General features: G+C 61.7%; 14 protein-coding genes. 12 read left to right on the forward strand and 2 right to left on the reverse strand.

The genetic code is table 11. The annotated features are described in order from the left end of the window. Positions 1–87: 87 nt before the first annotated feature. The 10 genes from ACFIQF_RS22935 (at position 88) to ACFIQF_RS22980 (ending at position 9,366) form a co-directional block, all read left to right on the forward strand. On the forward strand, positions 88–1,695 hold the full coding sequence (locus ACFIQF_RS22935; RefSeq protein WP_393945987.1) for a carboxyl transferase domain-containing protein: 1,608 nt from the start codon (positions 88–90) through the stop codon (positions 1,693–1,695). Positions 1,696–1,714: 19 nt separating this feature from the next. Next, positions 1,715–2,503, forward strand: coding sequence for an enoyl-CoA hydratase/isomerase family protein (locus ACFIQF_RS22940; RefSeq protein ID WP_393945988.1), 789 nt, complete (start codon positions 1,715–1,717; stop codon positions 2,501–2,503). A 95-nt stretch (positions 2,504–2,598) separates the two neighbouring features. Continuing rightward, positions 2,599–3,375, forward strand: a complete 777-nt coding sequence (locus ACFIQF_RS22945; protein WP_393945989.1) for a DUF4126 domain-containing protein — start codon at positions 2,599–2,601, stop codon at positions 3,373–3,375. Positions 3,376–3,433: 58 nt separating this feature from the next. Continuing rightward, positions 3,434–5,440, forward strand: coding sequence for an ATP-binding protein (locus tag ACFIQF_RS22950; protein ID WP_393945990.1), 2,007 nt, complete (start codon positions 3,434–3,436; stop codon positions 5,438–5,440). 75 nt (positions 5,441–5,515) lie between these two features. After that, a complete protein-coding gene (locus tag ACFIQF_RS22955; protein ID WP_393945991.1) occupies positions 5,516–6,439 on the forward strand; it encodes a 2-hydroxyacid dehydrogenase in 924 nt (307 codons plus the stop codon). Positions 6,440–6,477: 38 nt separating this feature from the next. Then, positions 6,478–7,389 carry a hydroxymethylglutaryl-CoA lyase gene (locus tag ACFIQF_RS22960; protein ID WP_393945992.1) on the forward strand — a complete coding sequence of 304 codons (912 nt, stop codon included), beginning with the start codon at positions 6,478–6,480 and terminating at the stop codon, positions 7,387–7,389. Positions 7,390–7,469: 80 nt separating this feature from the next. Continuing rightward, complete coding sequence (locus tag ACFIQF_RS22965; protein ID WP_393945993.1) at positions 7,470–7,772, forward strand: hydrolase; 303 nt, start codon at positions 7,470–7,472, stop codon at positions 7,770–7,772. Positions 7,773–7,916: 144 nt separating this feature from the next. Continuing rightward, on the forward strand, positions 7,917–8,417 hold the full coding sequence (locus ACFIQF_RS22970; protein WP_393946003.1) for a YbaK/EbsC family protein: 501 nt from the start codon (positions 7,917–7,919) through the stop codon (positions 8,415–8,417). Further along, complete coding sequence (locus tag ACFIQF_RS22975) at positions 8,414–8,689, forward strand: DUF1289 domain-containing protein (protein ID WP_393945995.1); 276 nt, start codon at positions 8,414–8,416, stop codon at positions 8,687–8,689. The genes ACFIQF_RS22970 and ACFIQF_RS22975 overlap by 4 nt, the downstream gene beginning before the upstream one ends. A gap of 41 nt (positions 8,690–8,730) precedes the next feature. Then, entirely contained in the window at positions 8,731–9,366 is a 636-nt protein-coding gene (locus tag ACFIQF_RS22980) for a 2-hydroxychromene-2-carboxylate isomerase (RefSeq protein WP_393945996.1), read from the forward strand. A gap of 137 nt (positions 9,367–9,503) precedes the next feature. Here ACFIQF_RS22980 and ACFIQF_RS22985 read toward each other — a convergent pair whose 3' ends face one another. Further along, positions 9,504–11,246: a cation acetate symporter gene (locus ACFIQF_RS22985; protein ID WP_393945997.1), complete on the reverse strand. Its 1,743-nt coding sequence runs from the start codon at positions 11,244–11,246 to the stop codon at positions 9,504–9,506. After that, positions 11,243–11,551 (reverse strand): DUF485 domain-containing protein, encoded by a 309-nt coding sequence (locus tag ACFIQF_RS22990; RefSeq protein WP_393945998.1) that lies wholly within the window; start codon positions 11,549–11,551, stop codon positions 11,243–11,245. The genes ACFIQF_RS22985 and ACFIQF_RS22990 overlap by 4 nt, the downstream gene beginning before the upstream one ends. A 279-nt stretch (positions 11,552–11,830) precedes the next feature. Between ACFIQF_RS22990 and ACFIQF_RS22995 the strand changes: the two genes are divergently transcribed. Together ACFIQF_RS22995 and ACFIQF_RS23000 are read left to right on the forward strand one after the other, a co-directional pair. Further along, the gene (locus tag ACFIQF_RS22995; RefSeq protein ID WP_393945999.1) at positions 11,831–13,489 is read left to right on the forward strand and encodes an MFS transporter; all 1,659 of its coding nucleotides are present in this window, start codon (positions 11,831–11,833) and stop codon (positions 13,487–13,489) included. A 303-nt stretch (positions 13,490–13,792) separates the two neighbouring features. Then, entirely contained in the window at positions 13,793–14,767 is a 975-nt protein-coding gene (locus tag ACFIQF_RS23000) for a porin (protein WP_393946000.1), read from the forward strand. Positions 14,768–15,335 lie beyond the last annotated feature (568 nt).

Here is a 15,335-nt window from a genome sequence, read left to right on the forward strand (position 1 = left end):
GTCTGGGGTTGCTTTGTAGCTGCAGACTATTTTGAAAGAAGATGCGATTCTGTGTAGAACGCTAGAACATTGGAAAAGAGGACAAGCATGAGCCAACTACGGTCACAACTCAACGCACGGTCGGCAGATTTTCAGACCAATGCGCAAGCCATGCGCGCCCTGGTCGATGATCTGCGTGCCCAAACTGCCAAGATCGCCGAAGGCGGCGGCGAAGCCGCTCGCAGCAAGCATGTGGGCCGTGGCAAGCTGCTGCCGCGCGACCGCGTGAAGCTGCTGCTCGACCCGGGCACGCCTTTTCTGGAGCTGGCGCCGCTGGCCGCGCTGAACATGTACAACAACGATGCGCCGGGCGCAGGCCTGATTGCCGGTGTGGGCCGTGTCAGTGGCGTGGATTGCATGATTGTGTGCAATGATGCCACGGTCAAAGGCGGTACCTACTACCCGATGACGGTAAAAAAGCATTTGCGAGCGCAAGAGATTGCAGCGCAAAACCGCTTGCCCTGTATCTATCTGGTCGATTCGGGCGGTGCCAACCTGCCCAATCAGGACGATGTGTTTCCTGATCGTGAGCATTTCGGCCGCATCTTCTTCAACCAGGCCAACATGTCGGCCCAGGGCATTGCGCAGATCGCCGTCGTCATGGGCAGCTGCACGGCAGGCGGCGCCTATGTGCCGGCCATGAGCGATGAATCCATCATCGTCAAGAACCAGGGCACCATCTTCCTGGGCGGCCCGCCGCTGGTCAAAGCCGCCACGGGCGAAGTGGTGAGCGCCGAAGACCTGGGCGGTGGCGATGTGCACACGCGCCTGTCGGGCGTGGCCGACCACCTGGCCGACAACGACACCCACGCGCTCAAGCTGGCCCGCACGGCCGTGAGCCACCTCAACAAGGCCAAGGTGCCGAACCCGGCCGACAAGGCGCCGCAAGCGCCGGCTTTCCCCGCTGAAGAGCTGTACGGTGTGATTCCGGTCGATACGCGCAAGCCTTTTGACGTGCGCGAGATCATCGCCCGCGTGGTGGACGGCAGCGAGTTTGACGAGTTCAAGAGCCGCTTTGGCAGCACCCTGGTTTGCGGTTTTGCCCGCGTTGAAGGCATGGAAGTGGGCATCATCGCCAACAACGGCATTCTGTTCAGCGAATCGGCCGTCAAGGGCGCGCACTTCATCGAGCTGTGCTGCCAGCGCAAGATTCCGCTGGTCTTCCTGCAAAACATCACCGGCTTCATGGTGGGCCGCAAGTACGAGAACGAAGGCATTGCCCGCCACGGCGCCAAGCTGGTGACGGCGGTGGCCACGGCCAGCGTGCCCAAGTTCACCATCATCATCGGCGGCAGCTTTGGTGCCGGCAACTACGGCATGTGCGGCCGTGCTTACAGCCCACGCTTCCTGTGGATGTGGCCGAACGCCCGAATCAGCGTGATGGGCGGCGAGCAGGCCGCGAGCGTGCTGGCCACCGTCAAGCGCGACGGTATCGAAGCCAAGGGCGGCAGCTGGAGCGCGGCAGAAGAAGAAGCCTTCAAGGCCCCGATCCGCCAGCAGTACGAAGACCAGGGCCACCCGTACTACGCCTCGGCCCGCCTGTGGGACGACGGCGTAATCGACCCGGCCGACACGCGCCGCGTGCTGGCGCTGGGCCTGGCCAGCACCCGCAATGCCCCGATTGAAGACACCAAGTTTGGTGTGTTCCGCATGTAATGCCCACAGCGAGGTAAAGATGAAATCCCCATTTTTGACCGTTGAAGCCACCGGCTCGGTGGCCACCATCACGCTGACCCAGCCTGATGTGCGCAACGCTTTCAGCGATGCCGTCATTGCGGACATCACGCGTGCCTTCGAGTTCGTGGGCGCGCAAGAAGCCGTGCGTGCTGTGGTGCTGGCTGCCGAAGGCCCGGCCTTCTGCGCAGGCGCCAACCTGAACTGGATGCGCGCCATGGCCGACTACACCCGCGAGGAAAACCTGGTCGACGCCGGCAAGCTCGCCGAGATGCTGCGCGTGATCTACGAATGCCCCAAGCCCACTATTGCGCGGGTGCAAGGCGATGTCTATGCCGGCGGCATGGGCCTGGTTGCCTGCTGCGACATGGCGGTAGCCGCCAATAACGCCGGCTTCTGCCTGAGCGAGGTGAAGATCGGCCTGATTCCGGCCACGATCAGCCCCTACGTGATCCGCGCCATGGGCCCGCGTGCTTCGCACCGCTACTTCCTGACCGGCGAGCGTTTTGACGCCGCCGAGGCGCTGCGCATCGGCTTTGTGCACCAGGTCGTTGAAGGCGATGCGCTGGACGCTGCGGTCGATGGTCTGCTCAAGCACTTGCTGAGCGCCGGCCCCGCAGCCGTGCGTGCCTGCAAAAAGCTGGTGCTGGATGTGGCTGAGCGCGAGATCAACGCCAGCCTGATCCAGTCCACGGTGGAGGGCATTGCCGACATCCGAGCCAGCGCAGAAGGCAAGGAGGGCGTGCAAGCCTTCTTGAACAAACGCAAACCGAATTGGCTGGCGGGCTGAACACCCCTGAAAAAGCGACCTTGGATGGCAATCTGCCAGCGCGCATTCGCTATATAAGCACTGCGTTGGAAGAAAAAATTTGAGGAACCACCACCATGGACATCTGGAACACCATCGTCAACTGGCTGCACGGCATAGGCGTGCATCTGGACAAGGACACGGCGCAAAGCGTCGGGCAGGCGGCCGACCAGGTGGGCCAGGTGGCTAACCAGATGGGCCAGGCCATGGCGCAGTGGGACTGGGGCCAGCTCATGGCCTTGGCTGCAGCGCTGGGCTGGGCCAGCGGTTTCCGCCTGTACGCGGTGGTGTTTGTGACCGGCATGCTGGGCGCCAGCGGCTGGCTGCAATTGCCGGGCGCGCTGACGGTGCTGCAGCAGCCGGTGATTCTGGCCATCAGCGGTGCGCTGCTGTTTGTCGAATTCTTTGCCGACAAGATCCCCGGCGTGGATTCGGTCTGGGATGCGCTGCAAAGCGTGATCCGCGTGCCAGCCGGCGCGGCCTTGGCAGCCAGCGTGTTCGGGGCCGACAACGCCACCATGGCCACGGCGGCCGCCTTGATGGGCGGCACCCTGGCCTTCAGCAGCCAGGTGGCAAAAACCACCACGCGCGCGGCCATCAATACCAGTCCGGAACCGTTCTCCAACTGGGGCGCGAGCCTGGTGGAAGACGGTGTGTCGATTGGCGCTGTCTGGCTGGCCATCAATCACCCGGTCGTGTTTGCGGTGGCGCTGGTGGTGGTGCTGGTGCTGATGTGGATCGTGACCTGGATGCTGTGGAAGTTTTTGAAAGCCGTGATCCGCCGCATTCGGCGCTGGATGGGCCATGACGAACCGGTGGTGCCGGCAACGAGCACCGATATACAACGCTATTGACGACGCATGGCCGCCAAGGGGCGCACATGTGGCTTGAGAAAAGACTGAGGAGATTTTTATGTTTACCAAGATTCTGATTGCGAACCGTGGTGAGATTGCCTGCCGCGTGGCAGCCACTGCCCGCCGCATGGGCATCAAGACCGTGGCTGTCTACTCGGATGCTGATGCGCATGCCAAGCATGTGGCTGCCTGCGATGAGTCGGTGCACATCGGCGGCTCGGCACCCAAGGACAGCTATCTGCGCTGGGAGCGCATCATCGAAGCAGCCAAGGTGACGGGCGCACAAGCCATCCACCCCGGCTACGGCTTTTTGAGCGAGAACGAAGATTTTGCCGCGGCCTGTGCTGGCGCCGGCCTGGTCTTTATCGGCCCGCCCGCCAACGCCATTCGCGCCATGGGCTTGAAGGCCGAATCCAAGCAACTCATGGAAAAAGCCGGCGTGCCGCTGGTGCCTGGTTACCACGGCGCCGGCCAAGACCCGGCCATGCTGCATAAAGAGGCTGACCGCATTGGTTACCCGGTGCTCATCAAGGCCAGCGCCGGCGGCGGTGGCAAGGGCATGCGCCTGGTAGAAAAGAGCGAAGACTTTGCCGCTGCGCTTGATTCGTGCAAGCGCGAAGCCATCAACAGCTTCGGCAACGACGCGGTGCTGATCGAGAAATACGTGCTGCGTCCGCGCCACATCGAGATCCAGGTGTTTGGCGACACACAAGGCAACTGCGTCTACCTGTTCGAGCGCGATTGCTCGGTGCAGCGCCGCCACCAGAAAGTGCTGGAAGAAGCGCCTGCGCCTGGCATGACCGAAGCGCTGCGCAAGCAAATGGGCGAGGCCGCCGTGGCGGCTGCCAAGGCCGTGAACTACGTGGGCGCAGGCACGGTGGAATTCATCGTCGAGCAGCCCGGCGGCTACGACCAGCCCGAGGCGATGAAGTTCTACTTCATGGAAATGAACACCCGCCTGCAGGTGGAGCACCCGGTGACCGAAGCCATCACCGGCGAAGACCTGGTGCAGTGGCAATTGCTGGTGGCCAGCGGCCAGCCGCTGCCCAAGCAGCAGGGCGAGCTGAAGATCATCGGCCACGCGATCGAAGCCCGTATCTGCGCGGAAAACCCCGAGAACAACTTCCTGCCCGCCACCGGCACCTTGAACGTCTACCGCAAGCCCGCTTGCAGCAGCTTTGCCATCAGCGACGTGCGCATTGACGACGGCGTGCGCGAAGGCGATGCGATCAGCCCGTTCTACGACAGCATGATCGCCAAGCTCATCGTCCACGGTGCCGACCGCGCGCAAGCGCTGGCGCGCCTCGATGCTGCGCTGGCTGCTGTGCGCATTGTCGGCCTGCAGACCAATGTGCAATTCCTGCGCCTGATCCTGGCCACGCCATCTTTCAGCCAGGCCAAGCTCGACACCGCGCTGATCCAGCGCGAAGAAGCGCTGCTCTTCAAGCGCCGCACGCTGGGCCTGGACACCGCAGCCGCTGCTGCCGTGGTGGCCGAGTTGCTGCAAGAGCGTGCCAGCGAAACGGCCGATCCCTTCAGCCGCCGCGATGGCTGGCAATCGCATGGCGTGACGGCGCGCCATTTCGATTTTGAATTTGGCGGCGACAAGCTGCAGGCCGAGCTGCGCTACGAACCCAGCGGCCTGGTGCTGACCGTGGGCGAGGCCACTGGCCCGCTGACGTTTGCAAAGCACGGCGATGCGGTGGAGCTGCAGTACAACGGCCATCGCGACCAGGTGCAAACTTGGCAGCAAGGCGAGGTGGTGCATGTGTTTGCTGCGCGTGGCGCGGCCGAGATTACGGCCATCGATGCGCTGGCGCACGCCGGCGAAGCTGGCAGCGAAGGCGGCCGCCTGACCGCGCCCATGCCTGGCAAGGTGGTGTCGTTTGCCGTCAAGGCCGGCGACAAGGTGAGCAAGGGCCAGCCGCTGGCCGTGATGGAAGCCATGAAAATGGAACACACCATTGCTGCGCCCGCTGACGGCCTGGTGGTGGAGCTGCTGTTCGCGCCTGGCGACCAGGTGAGCGAAGGCGCCGAGCTGCTCAAGCTGCAAGTGGGCGAGTAAGAGCGGCAGCCGCTCGCCTTGGCACTGCGGTGCACAAGACCGGGCGGCTGCGTTTTCTGTGCTGAAATGCCGGCCATGAAAATCGCTGTTTATTCCGCCGGGGAATCGCCCCAAGTCTGGCTCAACGCCATTCGTCAACACCTGCCCCAGGCCCAAGCCTGGGCTTGGGAGCCGGGTGCGCCGCAGGCCGATTACGCGCTGGTCTGGAAGCCGCCGCAGCAGCTGTTCGACGAGCAGGGCGCAGGGCTGAAAGCCATCTTCAACATGGGTGCGGGCGTGGACGCGCTGTTCAAGCTGCAACTGCCGAGAGGCGTGCCCGTGGTGCGCCTGGAAGACGCGGGCATGGCCGTGCAAATGGCCGAATATGTTTGCCATGCGGTGATCGACCATTTTCGTGGCTTGGGCCATTACCGCGCCCAACAACAAGCCGGTGAATGGAAGCTGCAACCCCTGCGCTCGCGCATGGATTTCCCTGTGGGCATCATGGGTCTGGGCGTGCTCGGTGAGCGCGTTGCTCAGGCGGTGGCGCAGTTTGATTTTCCGGTGCTGGGCTGGAGCCGTTCGGCCAAGCAGCTCGATGGCGTTCGCACTTTCCACGGCACCGAGCAGTTGGGCGAGTTTCTGGCGAACACGCGCATTCTGGTGAACCTGCTGCCGCTGACGGCCGAGACCGAGAACATCATCAACGCCCCATTGCTGGCGCAGTTGCAGCGCGGCGCGTATGTGATCAATGTGGCGCGCGGCCAGCACTTGGTGGACGAAGATTTGCTGGCCGCCATTGCCAGCGGCCAGGTGGCAGGCGCGATGCTCGATGTTTTTCGCACCGAGCCGCTGCCGCCCGAGCATGCCTTCTGGCGTTGCCCGCAGATCAGCATCACGCCGCACGGATCGGCGCGGACCTTGCCAGAAGAAACATTGCTGCAGATTTTGCAGAAGCTGAAAGCCTTTGCGGCAGGCGAAACGGTGACCGGCGTGGTCTACGCCGATCGCGGATACTGAAGCCCACAGGGCATGTTGAAAGAACCAAGGAGAGCACCATGGCTACCTATCCCAAACGAGTCAAACTGATTGATGTGGGCCCGCGCGACGGCCTGCAAAACGAGAAATCGCAGGTGCCGGCGGCGGTGAAGATCGAGCTGGTGCACCGCCTGCAGGATGCGGGCCTCAAAGAGATCGAGGTCACCAGTTTTGTGTCGCCCAAATGGGTGCCGCAAATGGGCGACAACACCGAGGTGATGGCGGGTATCGCGCGCCAGAATGGCGTGCTGTACTCGGTGCTCACGCCCAATATGAAAGGCTTTGAGGCCGCAGTCGGCTCCAAGCCCGACGAGATCGTGGTGTTCGGTGCCGCCAGCGAAGCCTTCAGCCAGAAAAACATCAACTGCAGCATTGCCGAGAGCATTGAGCGCTTTGCACCGGTGGTGGAAGCGGCCAAGGCCGCCGGCATTGCCGTGCGCGGCGCCATGAGCTGCACCGTGGGCTGCCCGTATGAAGGTGATATTGCCCCATCGCGCGTGGCCTATTTGGCCAGCCTGATGAAGGACATTGGCGTGGAGCGTGTCGACGTGGCCGACACCATTGGCGTAGGCACGCCGATCAAGGTGCAAAAGGCGATCGAATCGACCTTGCCGTACTTTGATATCGACCATGTCTCCGGCCATTTCCACGACACTTACGGCCAGGCGCTGTCCAACACCTTGGCCGCGCTGGAGCTGGGCGTGTGGAACTTCCAGTCGTCCATCGCCGGCCTGGGCGGCTGCCCGTATGCCAAGGGCGCCACTGGCAACGTGGCCACCGAAGACCTGGTCTACATGCTGCAAGGCATGGGCATTGAGACGGGCATCGATCTGGACAAGCTGGTCGATGCAGGTATCTACATCAGCGACTTTTTGCAGCGCAAGCCTAATTCACGGGTGGCGGTGGCGTTGATGAATAAGCGCGCTGGTTAAGCACTGCATGCGCTACACAGGCCCGCCCGTTTGGCGGGCTTTTTTTCGGCAGATTGAATCTGAAACTCAAGGGGGAGCACATGCGAAAAAAAGTGGTGTATGTGGACGTGGATGACACCTTGGTGCGTAGCGTCGGCAGCAAGAGAATTCCACTACCGGCGACGATTGCGAATGTGCGCCGCTTGGCCCAAGAAGGCAAAGTCGAGCTGTATTGCTGGAGCACCGGCGGCGCTGAGTACGCACAGGCTTCGGCACTAGAGTTGGGACTCCACGATTGTTTTCTGGCCTTCTTGCCCAAGCCAGACATCTACATTGATGACCAGGCGTTTGCGGACTGGCGTTATTGCCAGCATGTGCTGCCAGGCAATGATGTGGATATGTGAATACCCAAGAAGTTGAATGAAAAATGCCGCTGGCGCTCAATTTAATTGCGCTGTCTGCTATCCAAATGAAAGCAATGTCCGTAGCGACAGAGCCTGGAGTCGTATCGCGGCACAATCGGAGCCATGACAGACAAGGAAACCAAGATGTGCGGAGCTGAATTGACGAGCTTGCCCGATGCGGTGCAGCGGGTGGCCAAGGTGTTGCAGGACAAGGGTCATGCGCATATGCCGCAGATGCTGAGCGATGCGGCGCGCACGGCGCAAGAGGCGGCTGATGCCTTGGGTATCGGGGTGGGGCAGATCGCCAAGAGCATCATCTTTCGCCGCAAGAGCGATGATGCCTGCGTGCTGGTGATCACCTCGGGCGATCGCCGTGTCGACGAGAAAAAGGTCGAGGCACTGGTGGGCAAAGTGGGCAAGGCGGACGCCGATTTTGTGCGCGAGCGCACCGGCTTTGCGATTGGCGGGGTGTCGCCCGTGGGGCACCAGAGCGAGCCGGTCACCTTGATTGATCGCGAGCTGTTCCGCTTTGAGCAGATTTGGGCCGCCGCAGGCCACCCGTACGGCGTGTTTCCGCTGGCGCCGCAAGACCTGGAAAAGCTGACCGGTGCGCCGGTGGCCGATGTGGTGAAGGAAGCCGCATGAGCGACGTGCAAGACCAGACTGTTCAGCCTGTTTACACCAACGCACCGCTGGCCGCGCGCACCAAGGTGGTCCGGGCCAGTGGCGCTTTCGCGGCTGATTTTGCCGATGTCGTGCCTTCGCCTTGCGTCTCCATCTGCAAGATGAACGCCGACCGCAGCCTGTGCCTGGGCTGCTACCGCAGCATCGACGAGATCCGTGCCTGGTCCAAGTCTGACAACGCTGGCCGCTTGCAGATCTGGCAGCAGTTGCTGGCCCGCGCCGGCCTGGGCTAGGATGGCCGTGCGGTAGACAAAAAAACTGATCAGGGCTTGTCATGAAGACGGTTGATTTTTACTTGGACTTTGTCTCTCCTTATGCCTGGCTGGCTTTCCATGCCTTGCCCGAGGCGTTGCAAGGCCACAGCATTCATGTGCGCTACACGCCCGTGCTGCTGGGCGCCTTGCTCAAGAACCACAACAACCCCGGCCCGGCAGGCATTGCCGGCAAGCGCGAATGGACTTACCGCCATGCCAGCTGGTTGGGCCATGCGCAAGGCTGCGGCTTGCAGATGCCGGCGCAGCACCCGTTCAACCCTTTGCCTTTGCTGCGGCTGGTGCTGCAAACCAGCCTGGATGGGCGCATCAACCGCTTCACCGCCGATGCAATTTTTCGCCATGTCTGGCTGGGTGGCGCGGACGCGCTGGATGCTGGGCGTTTGCAGGCTTTGCAGCAACTGCTCGTAGAGCAGATCAAAACCGACGCCCAGGCCGAGCAGCGCGCCAAAGATTTGCTGCGCAGTAATACCGAAGCTGCAGCGGCTGCTGGCGTGTTTGGCGTGCCCGCGATGGTGGTGGATGACAAGCTGTTCTGGGGCTTGGACAGCTTGCCGATGCTGAGCGCCTACCTTGCTGGCGACGCTTGGTTTGAGCAGGAGTGGGCTCAGTCCGGCAGCCGCCCATCGGGCTTGTGATGCAGGCGGGCTGCTGTTGCCAGCAGCCTTGGTGGCTGCATTTCACAGATCGCTGATCGCTGGAAATAGAAAACCGGGCCTGGCCCGGTTTTCTCATTCAGTGGCTGACAACAGCCATCACAGCGCCATCGTCGGCATCAGTGGGCGCTGGCGCCAGATGCGCCGAGGCCGGTTTCCGAGCGCACTTGCTGTGCTTCGAAAGCGCCACGCTCCTTGGCGGCCTGGCCGCTCTTGTCGAGCACCGAGAACAGCCAGACACCGACGAAGCCGATGGTCATCGAGAACAGCGCGGGCGAGGTGTAGGGGAACCAGGCCGAGCCGGGTGGGTTGCCGAAGGTGGCTTCCCAGACCGAGGGCGAGACGATGGTCAGGCCCACCGACGAGATCAGGCCCATGAAGCCGCCGATCACCGCGCCATTGGTGGTGCAGCCTTTCCACAGCACCGACAGCAGCAGCACCGGGAAGTTGGCCGAGGCGGCAATCGCGAAGGCCAGCGCCACCATGAATGCCACGTTCTGCTTCTCGAACAGAATGCCGAGCAGCACCGCGATCAGGCCCAGCACCAAGGTGGTGATGCGCGATACCTTCAGCTCCGAGGCGCTGTCGGCCTGGCCTTTTTTGAACACGGTGGAGTAGAGATCGTGCGACACGGCGGAGGCGCCCGAGAGCGTCAAACCGGCCACCACGGCCAAGATGGTGGCAAAGGCCACGGCCGAGATGAAGCCGTAGAACACGTCGCCGCCCACGCTCTTGGCCACCAGCACTGCCGCCATGTTGGCCGTGCCTGCACCGCCCTTGATCACGCCCTTGATAGTGTCAGCCATTTCCGGGTTGGTCAGCACCATGGTGATGGCACCAAAGCCGATGATGAAGATCAGGATGTAGAAGTAGCCGATCCACACCGTGGCCCAACCCACAGATTTGCGTGCTTCCTTGGCGTCGGGCACGGTGAAGAAGCGCATCAGGATGTGGGGCAGGCCCAGGGTGCCGAACATCAGTGCCATGCCGAAGCTGATGGCCGAGATCGGGTCCTTGATAAAGCCGCCCGGGCCCATGATGGCTTGGCCCAGTTTGGCCGCGAGCTCCGGTGCCGCACCGCCGTTGGCCGCGATTTCGGTTTTCACGCGCACGCCTTCGGAGAAGAGTTTCTCGAAGCTGAAACCGTAGTGCGCCATGATCATGAAGCCCATGAAGGTGACGCCCGCGAGCAGCATGCAGGCCTTGATGATCTGCACCCAGGTGGTGGCCGTCATACCGCCAAACAGCACGTAGACCATCATCAGCACGCCCACCAGCACCACGGCGATCCAGTAGTCCAGGCCGAACAGCAGCTTGATCAGCTGGCCGGCGCCCACCATTTGCGCGATCAGGTAAAAGGCCACCACGACCAGCGTGCCGCTGGCGGCGAACATGCGGAACTTGCCTTGGGCAAAGCGGTAGCCGGCCACGTCGGCAAAGGTGAACTTGCCGAGGTTGCGCAGGCGCTCGGCCAGCAGGAAGGTGAGGATGGGCCAGCCGACGAGAAAGCCGATGGAGTAGATCAGGCCGTCGTAGCCACTGATCATGACCTGGGCCGAGATGCCCAGAAAGGATGCGGCCGACATGTAGTCGCCGGCGATCGCCAGGCCGTTCTGGAAGCCGGTGATGCCGCCGCCCGCGGTGTAGAAGTCAGACGCCGAACGGGTCTTGGAGGCGGCCCATTTGGTGATCCACAGCGTGGCGGCCACAAAGGCGACGAAGAGGACGATGGCCGTCCAGTTGGTGGCTTGCTTGGCGGCATCGCCGATGTCGCCGCCAGCGGCCAGCGCAGGCGCTGCGGCAGCCAGCAGCATGGGCAGGGCCAGCGCGGGCGCCAGCTTGCGTTGCAGGTTGTGCTTCATTGCTGGGCCTCCTTCAGGATCTGGGCGGTCAGCTGGTCGAATTCGTTGTTCGCACGGCGGATGTAGAACAAGGTGATCGCCACCGTGAACAAGATCACGAACAGGGCAATCGGAATGCCCAGCGTGGTCACGCCGGAACCCAGGCGCTGGGCCAGCAGTTCCTTGTCAAAGGCGATCAATCCGACATAGCCGTAGTAGACGACCAGCATCAGAACGGCCAGGGTCCAACCGAAAACATCACGCTTGCGCTTGAGCTCCCGGTAACGCGGATTGGCTTGAATTTTGGCAACGATGGAATCGTTCATATCTGTCTCCATGGGTGCACCGAAGGTGCTATTGGCACAGCAGTCCTAGTACTGCTTGCTTTCATTCTGAAAACCGCAACTGACGACCTGCTTACGCAGCGCAGCATTTGCTGCTTCTGCTTGTCAATCCAGGGGTATGTCCTGATAAGAATTTGCAGCTGCCAGGCCGCAAGCGCCCGAGTTTGTAAGGAGTTCGTCAGGAATCGTTTCGATATTCCGTCTTGGGCACAGCTTTGCGGTTTTGTCCACCCTTCAAATCAAAAAAACAGGAGACTTTCTATGGCAACCAGTGCAGCTGCACGGCCGATGACGAAGGAAGAGCGCAAGGTCATCTTTGCGTCGTCACTCGGTACCGTTTTTGAGTGGTACGACTTCTATCTCTACGGTTCGCTGGCAGCCATCATTGCCAAGCAATTCTTCTCGGGGCTGGATCCCACATCGGCTTTCATTTTTGCGCTGCTGGCGTTTGCCGCCGGCTTTATCGTGCGCCCGTTCGGTGCGCTGGTGTTCGGCCGTCTGGGCGACATGATCGGCCGCAAGTACACCTTCCTGGTCACCATCTTGCTGATGGGCGCGTCGACCTTCATCGTCGGCATCCTGCCCAACTACGCAGCCATTGGCGTAACGGCCCCCATCATCTTGATCGTGCTGCGCATGCTGCAAGGTCTGGCGCTGGGTGGTGAGTACGGCGGCGCCGCCACCTATGTGGCCGAGCATGCGCCCAACGGCAAGCGTGGTGCTTACACCTCGTGGATTCAGACCACGGCAACGCTGGGCCTGTTCCTGTCGCTGCTGGTGATTCTGGGCACGCGTACCGCCATGGGCGAGCCCGCGTTCAACGACTGGGGCTGGCGCATTCCTTTCCTGGTGTCGATCATCTTGCTGGGCGTGTCGGTCTGGATTCGCATGACGCTGTCCGAATCGCCCGCTTTCCAGCGCATGAAGGCTGAAGGCAAGACCTCGAAGGCACCGCTGAAAGAATCGTTTGGTGAGTGGAAGAACCTGAAGATCGTGATTCTGGCGCTGGTCGGTCTGACCGCCGGCCAGGCCGTGGTCTGGTACACCGGCCAGTTCTACTCGCTGTTCTTCCTGACGCAGCAGCTCAAGGTCGATCCCGTGACCGCCAACCTGATGATCGCGGTGGCCCTGCTGATTGCCACGCCGTTCTTCGTGGTGTTCGGTACGCTGTCCGACAAGATTGGCCGCAAGCCCATCATCATGGCCGGCTGCCTGCTGGCGGTGCTGACCTACTTCCCCGTGTTCAAGATGCTGACCGAAGCCGCCAACCCCGATCTGGCCGCTGCGCAAGCCAAGAACAAGGTGGTGGTGGTGGCCAACCCGGCGGAGTGCTCGTTCCAGTTCAACCCCACCGGCACCTCCAAGTTCACCAGCTCCTGCGACGTGGCCAAGCAATTGCTGGCCGCCAACTCGGTGAGCTATGAAACCGAGGCTGCGCCAGCGGGCACGCCTGCCGTCATCAAGATCGGCAGCGACGTGATCCCGAGCTACGCAGCAGTGGGCCTGTCGGGCGATGAGCTCAAAGCCAAGGACGGCGCTTTCAAGAAGGCTGTGGCAGACACGCTGGCCAAGGACGGTTACCCAACCAAGGCTGACCCGGCCAAGATGAACAAGGTCCTGATGATCGTGCTGCTGACCTACCTGGTGCTGCTGGTGACCATGGTGTACGGGCCGATTGCCGCCATGCTGGTGGAAATGTTCCCGACCCGCATCCGCTACACCTCCATGTCGCTGCCCTATCACATCGGCAATGGCTGGTTTGGCGGCTTGCTGCCCACCACGGCATTCGCCATCGTGGCGCAGACCGGCAACATGTACAACGGCCTGTGGTACCCGATCATCATCGCCGGCATCACCTTTGTGATCGGCACCCTGTTCGTGCGTGAAACCAAGGATGTGGATATCTACGCGGACGATTGATCTGCCCCCCATCACCAGGGCTGAGCCCTGGTTTTGACCAAGCCATGGACTCTTCGGAGTCCATGGCTTTTTTTGCCGGGGAAAACCGCTGACGGCTGGCCCGGCAGGCTGTTCTGGTTAACCCGGGGGTGCCGGAAAAAGTGTGGTAACAATGCGTCACTGCATACAAAACAACGGCGCAAATGCATGGTTGCATCAAGTCGAGACTCTAAAATTTGACCCATGTGCGAGGCCTTGCGTCTGCTTAAAACGGCAGTGCGACAGGCCCGCCAAATTTTTTTACATCCCATCCCCGAGGACCTTATGCGCACACTGAATCGTTTGATGATTGCCACCCTGGCAGTTGCCGGCACCACCGCTGCTTTTGCCCAAAGCAGCGTTCAAGTCTATGGCCGTGTGAACACGTCGGTGGAGCGCCAAAAGGCTGGTGATGTGTCGACGACCGGTCTGTACAACAACGCATCGCGTATCGGCTTCCGTGGTACGGAAGACCTGGGCGGCGGTCTGAAGGCCGGCTTCGTGCTGGAATCCGGTTTTGACTCCAGCACCGGCGCTGGCAACACGGGTGGTGGCATCAACTTCAAGCGTCAGAGCGAACTGAACCTGGCTGGCAACTTCGGTATGCTGCGCATGGGCGTGTTCACCGCCGAGTCCTACTACGCAGTGGCCGACTACGGCGTGCTGGACCAGCCTAACCACGACACCGGCTCGCTGTCGGACGCGCTGTACAACTACGGCATGCGCGATTCCAACAAGATCGCTTACCGCACCCCCGTGCTGCTGGGTGGCCTGACGATCGAAGGCGCTGCTTCGTTCCACGAAAAGGCTGCTGGCACCAACAAAAAGAACGGCTACGACCTGGCTGTGAACTGGGAAGGCGGCCCTCTGGCTTTCGGTGGCGCTTACACCCAAGTGGGTGACGACAAGAACCTGGGCCTGCGCGCTCACTACACCATCAACGCTTTCCAAGTGGGTGCCTACTACCAGCGCTCCGACGAAGAGCTGCGCGGCAAGCGCAACGCTGCTCGCGTGACCGGTCAGTACACCATGGGTGCTTCCGAGTTTGTCGCCGGCTTCGGCTGGGCTGGCAAGTGGGACAACCTGTCGAACAGCGGCGCACGCCAGCTGATCCTGGGCTACAACTACAACCTGAGCAAGCGCAGCAAGCTGTACGCTGGCTACACCAAGGTGGACAACAAGGCTAACGCCAACTACGCAACCGGTGTTGCTGGTGCCGATTTCAGCACCTTCGCGCTGGGCATGCGTCACAACTTCTAATCTTGCAGAAGGTGGTGCGTAAAGCACCATCCGATGACTACCCGCTTTCTTGCGAAAGCGGGTTTTTTTATGCCTTATTGAGACATTGAGCGTGGCTCTGGTTTTTGCTGTTAGCCAGCAGGCTTGGCTGCGGGCACAGAGCTTTCTCGCGTCTGGCGGGGGATGTCTGCGCTTCGCGCAGATGCCGGGATTTCGCCCCGGCGGGCGACCTCCTTTCTTGCTGCACGTCCGGTGTGCCGGCCCAGAAGAAAGTAAGCAAAGAAACGTGCCCTGCATCCAGCGTCCCCGACCGCCCCGCAAAGCGGGGCAATCGGGGCAACCTGCGGCCACAACAAATGCCGGCGTGCGTCATAACTCATTGCGCGCCAAGGCGCTCCATTCAAACAGATGACGCAAGTCAGAGCACGAAGTTTGGCTGCTCTGCGGCAGCCAAACCGCCGGTATTTGCTGCGACCGCAGGCGCTGGCTGAAAGGGGGGGAGGGACAGCCTGAACAGCCAACAGCCAACAGCCAACAGCCAACAGCCAACAGCCAACAGCCAACAGCCAACAGCCAACAGCCAACAGCC

This window comes from Comamonas trifloxystrobinivorans, assembly GCF_043359985.1.
In the GTDB taxonomy this organism is placed as follows: domain Bacteria; phylum Pseudomonadota; class Gammaproteobacteria; order Burkholderiales; family Burkholderiaceae_C; genus Comamonas; species Comamonas trifloxystrobinivorans.

Bases quoted from the DNA above. Each gene is read 5' to 3' on its own strand.
- ACFIQF_RS22935 (WP_393945987.1), top strand. From the start codon at position 88: ATGAGCCAACTACGGTCACAACTCAACGCACGGTCGGCAGATTTTCAG.
- ACFIQF_RS22940 (WP_393945988.1), top strand. From the start codon at position 1,715: ATGAAATCCCCATTTTTGACCGTTGAAGCCACCGGCTCGGTGGCCACC.
- ACFIQF_RS22945 (WP_393945989.1), top strand. From the start codon at position 2,599: ATGGACATCTGGAACACCATCGTCAACTGGCTGCACGGCATAGGCGTG.
- ACFIQF_RS22950 (WP_393945990.1), top strand. From the start codon at position 3,434: ATGTTTACCAAGATTCTGATTGCGAACCGTGGTGAGATTGCCTGCCGC.
- ACFIQF_RS22955 (WP_393945991.1), top strand. From the start codon at position 5,516: ATGAAAATCGCTGTTTATTCCGCCGGGGAATCGCCCCAAGTCTGGCTC.
- ACFIQF_RS22960 (WP_393945992.1), top strand. From the start codon at position 6,478: ATGGCTACCTATCCCAAACGAGTCAAACTGATTGATGTGGGCCCGCGC.
- ACFIQF_RS22965 (WP_393945993.1), top strand. From the start codon at position 7,470: ATGCGAAAAAAAGTGGTGTATGTGGACGTGGATGACACCTTGGTGCGT.
- ACFIQF_RS22970 (WP_393946003.1), top strand. From the start codon at position 7,917: ATGTGCGGAGCTGAATTGACGAGCTTGCCCGATGCGGTGCAGCGGGTG.
- ACFIQF_RS22975 (WP_393945995.1), top strand. From the start codon at position 8,414: ATGAGCGACGTGCAAGACCAGACTGTTCAGCCTGTTTACACCAACGCA.
- ACFIQF_RS22980 (WP_393945996.1), top strand. From the start codon at position 8,731: ATGAAGACGGTTGATTTTTACTTGGACTTTGTCTCTCCTTATGCCTGG.
- ACFIQF_RS22985 (WP_393945997.1), bottom strand. From the start codon at position 11,246: ATGAAGCACAACCTGCAACGCAAGCTGGCGCCCGCGCTGGCCCTGCCC.
- ACFIQF_RS22990 (WP_393945998.1), bottom strand. From the start codon at position 11,551: ATGAACGATTCCATCGTTGCCAAAATTCAAGCCAATCCGCGTTACCGG.
- ACFIQF_RS22995 (WP_393945999.1), top strand. From the start codon at position 11,831: ATGGCAACCAGTGCAGCTGCACGGCCGATGACGAAGGAAGAGCGCAAG.
- ACFIQF_RS23000 (WP_393946000.1), top strand. From the start codon at position 13,793: ATGCGCACACTGAATCGTTTGATGATTGCCACCCTGGCAGTTGCCGGC.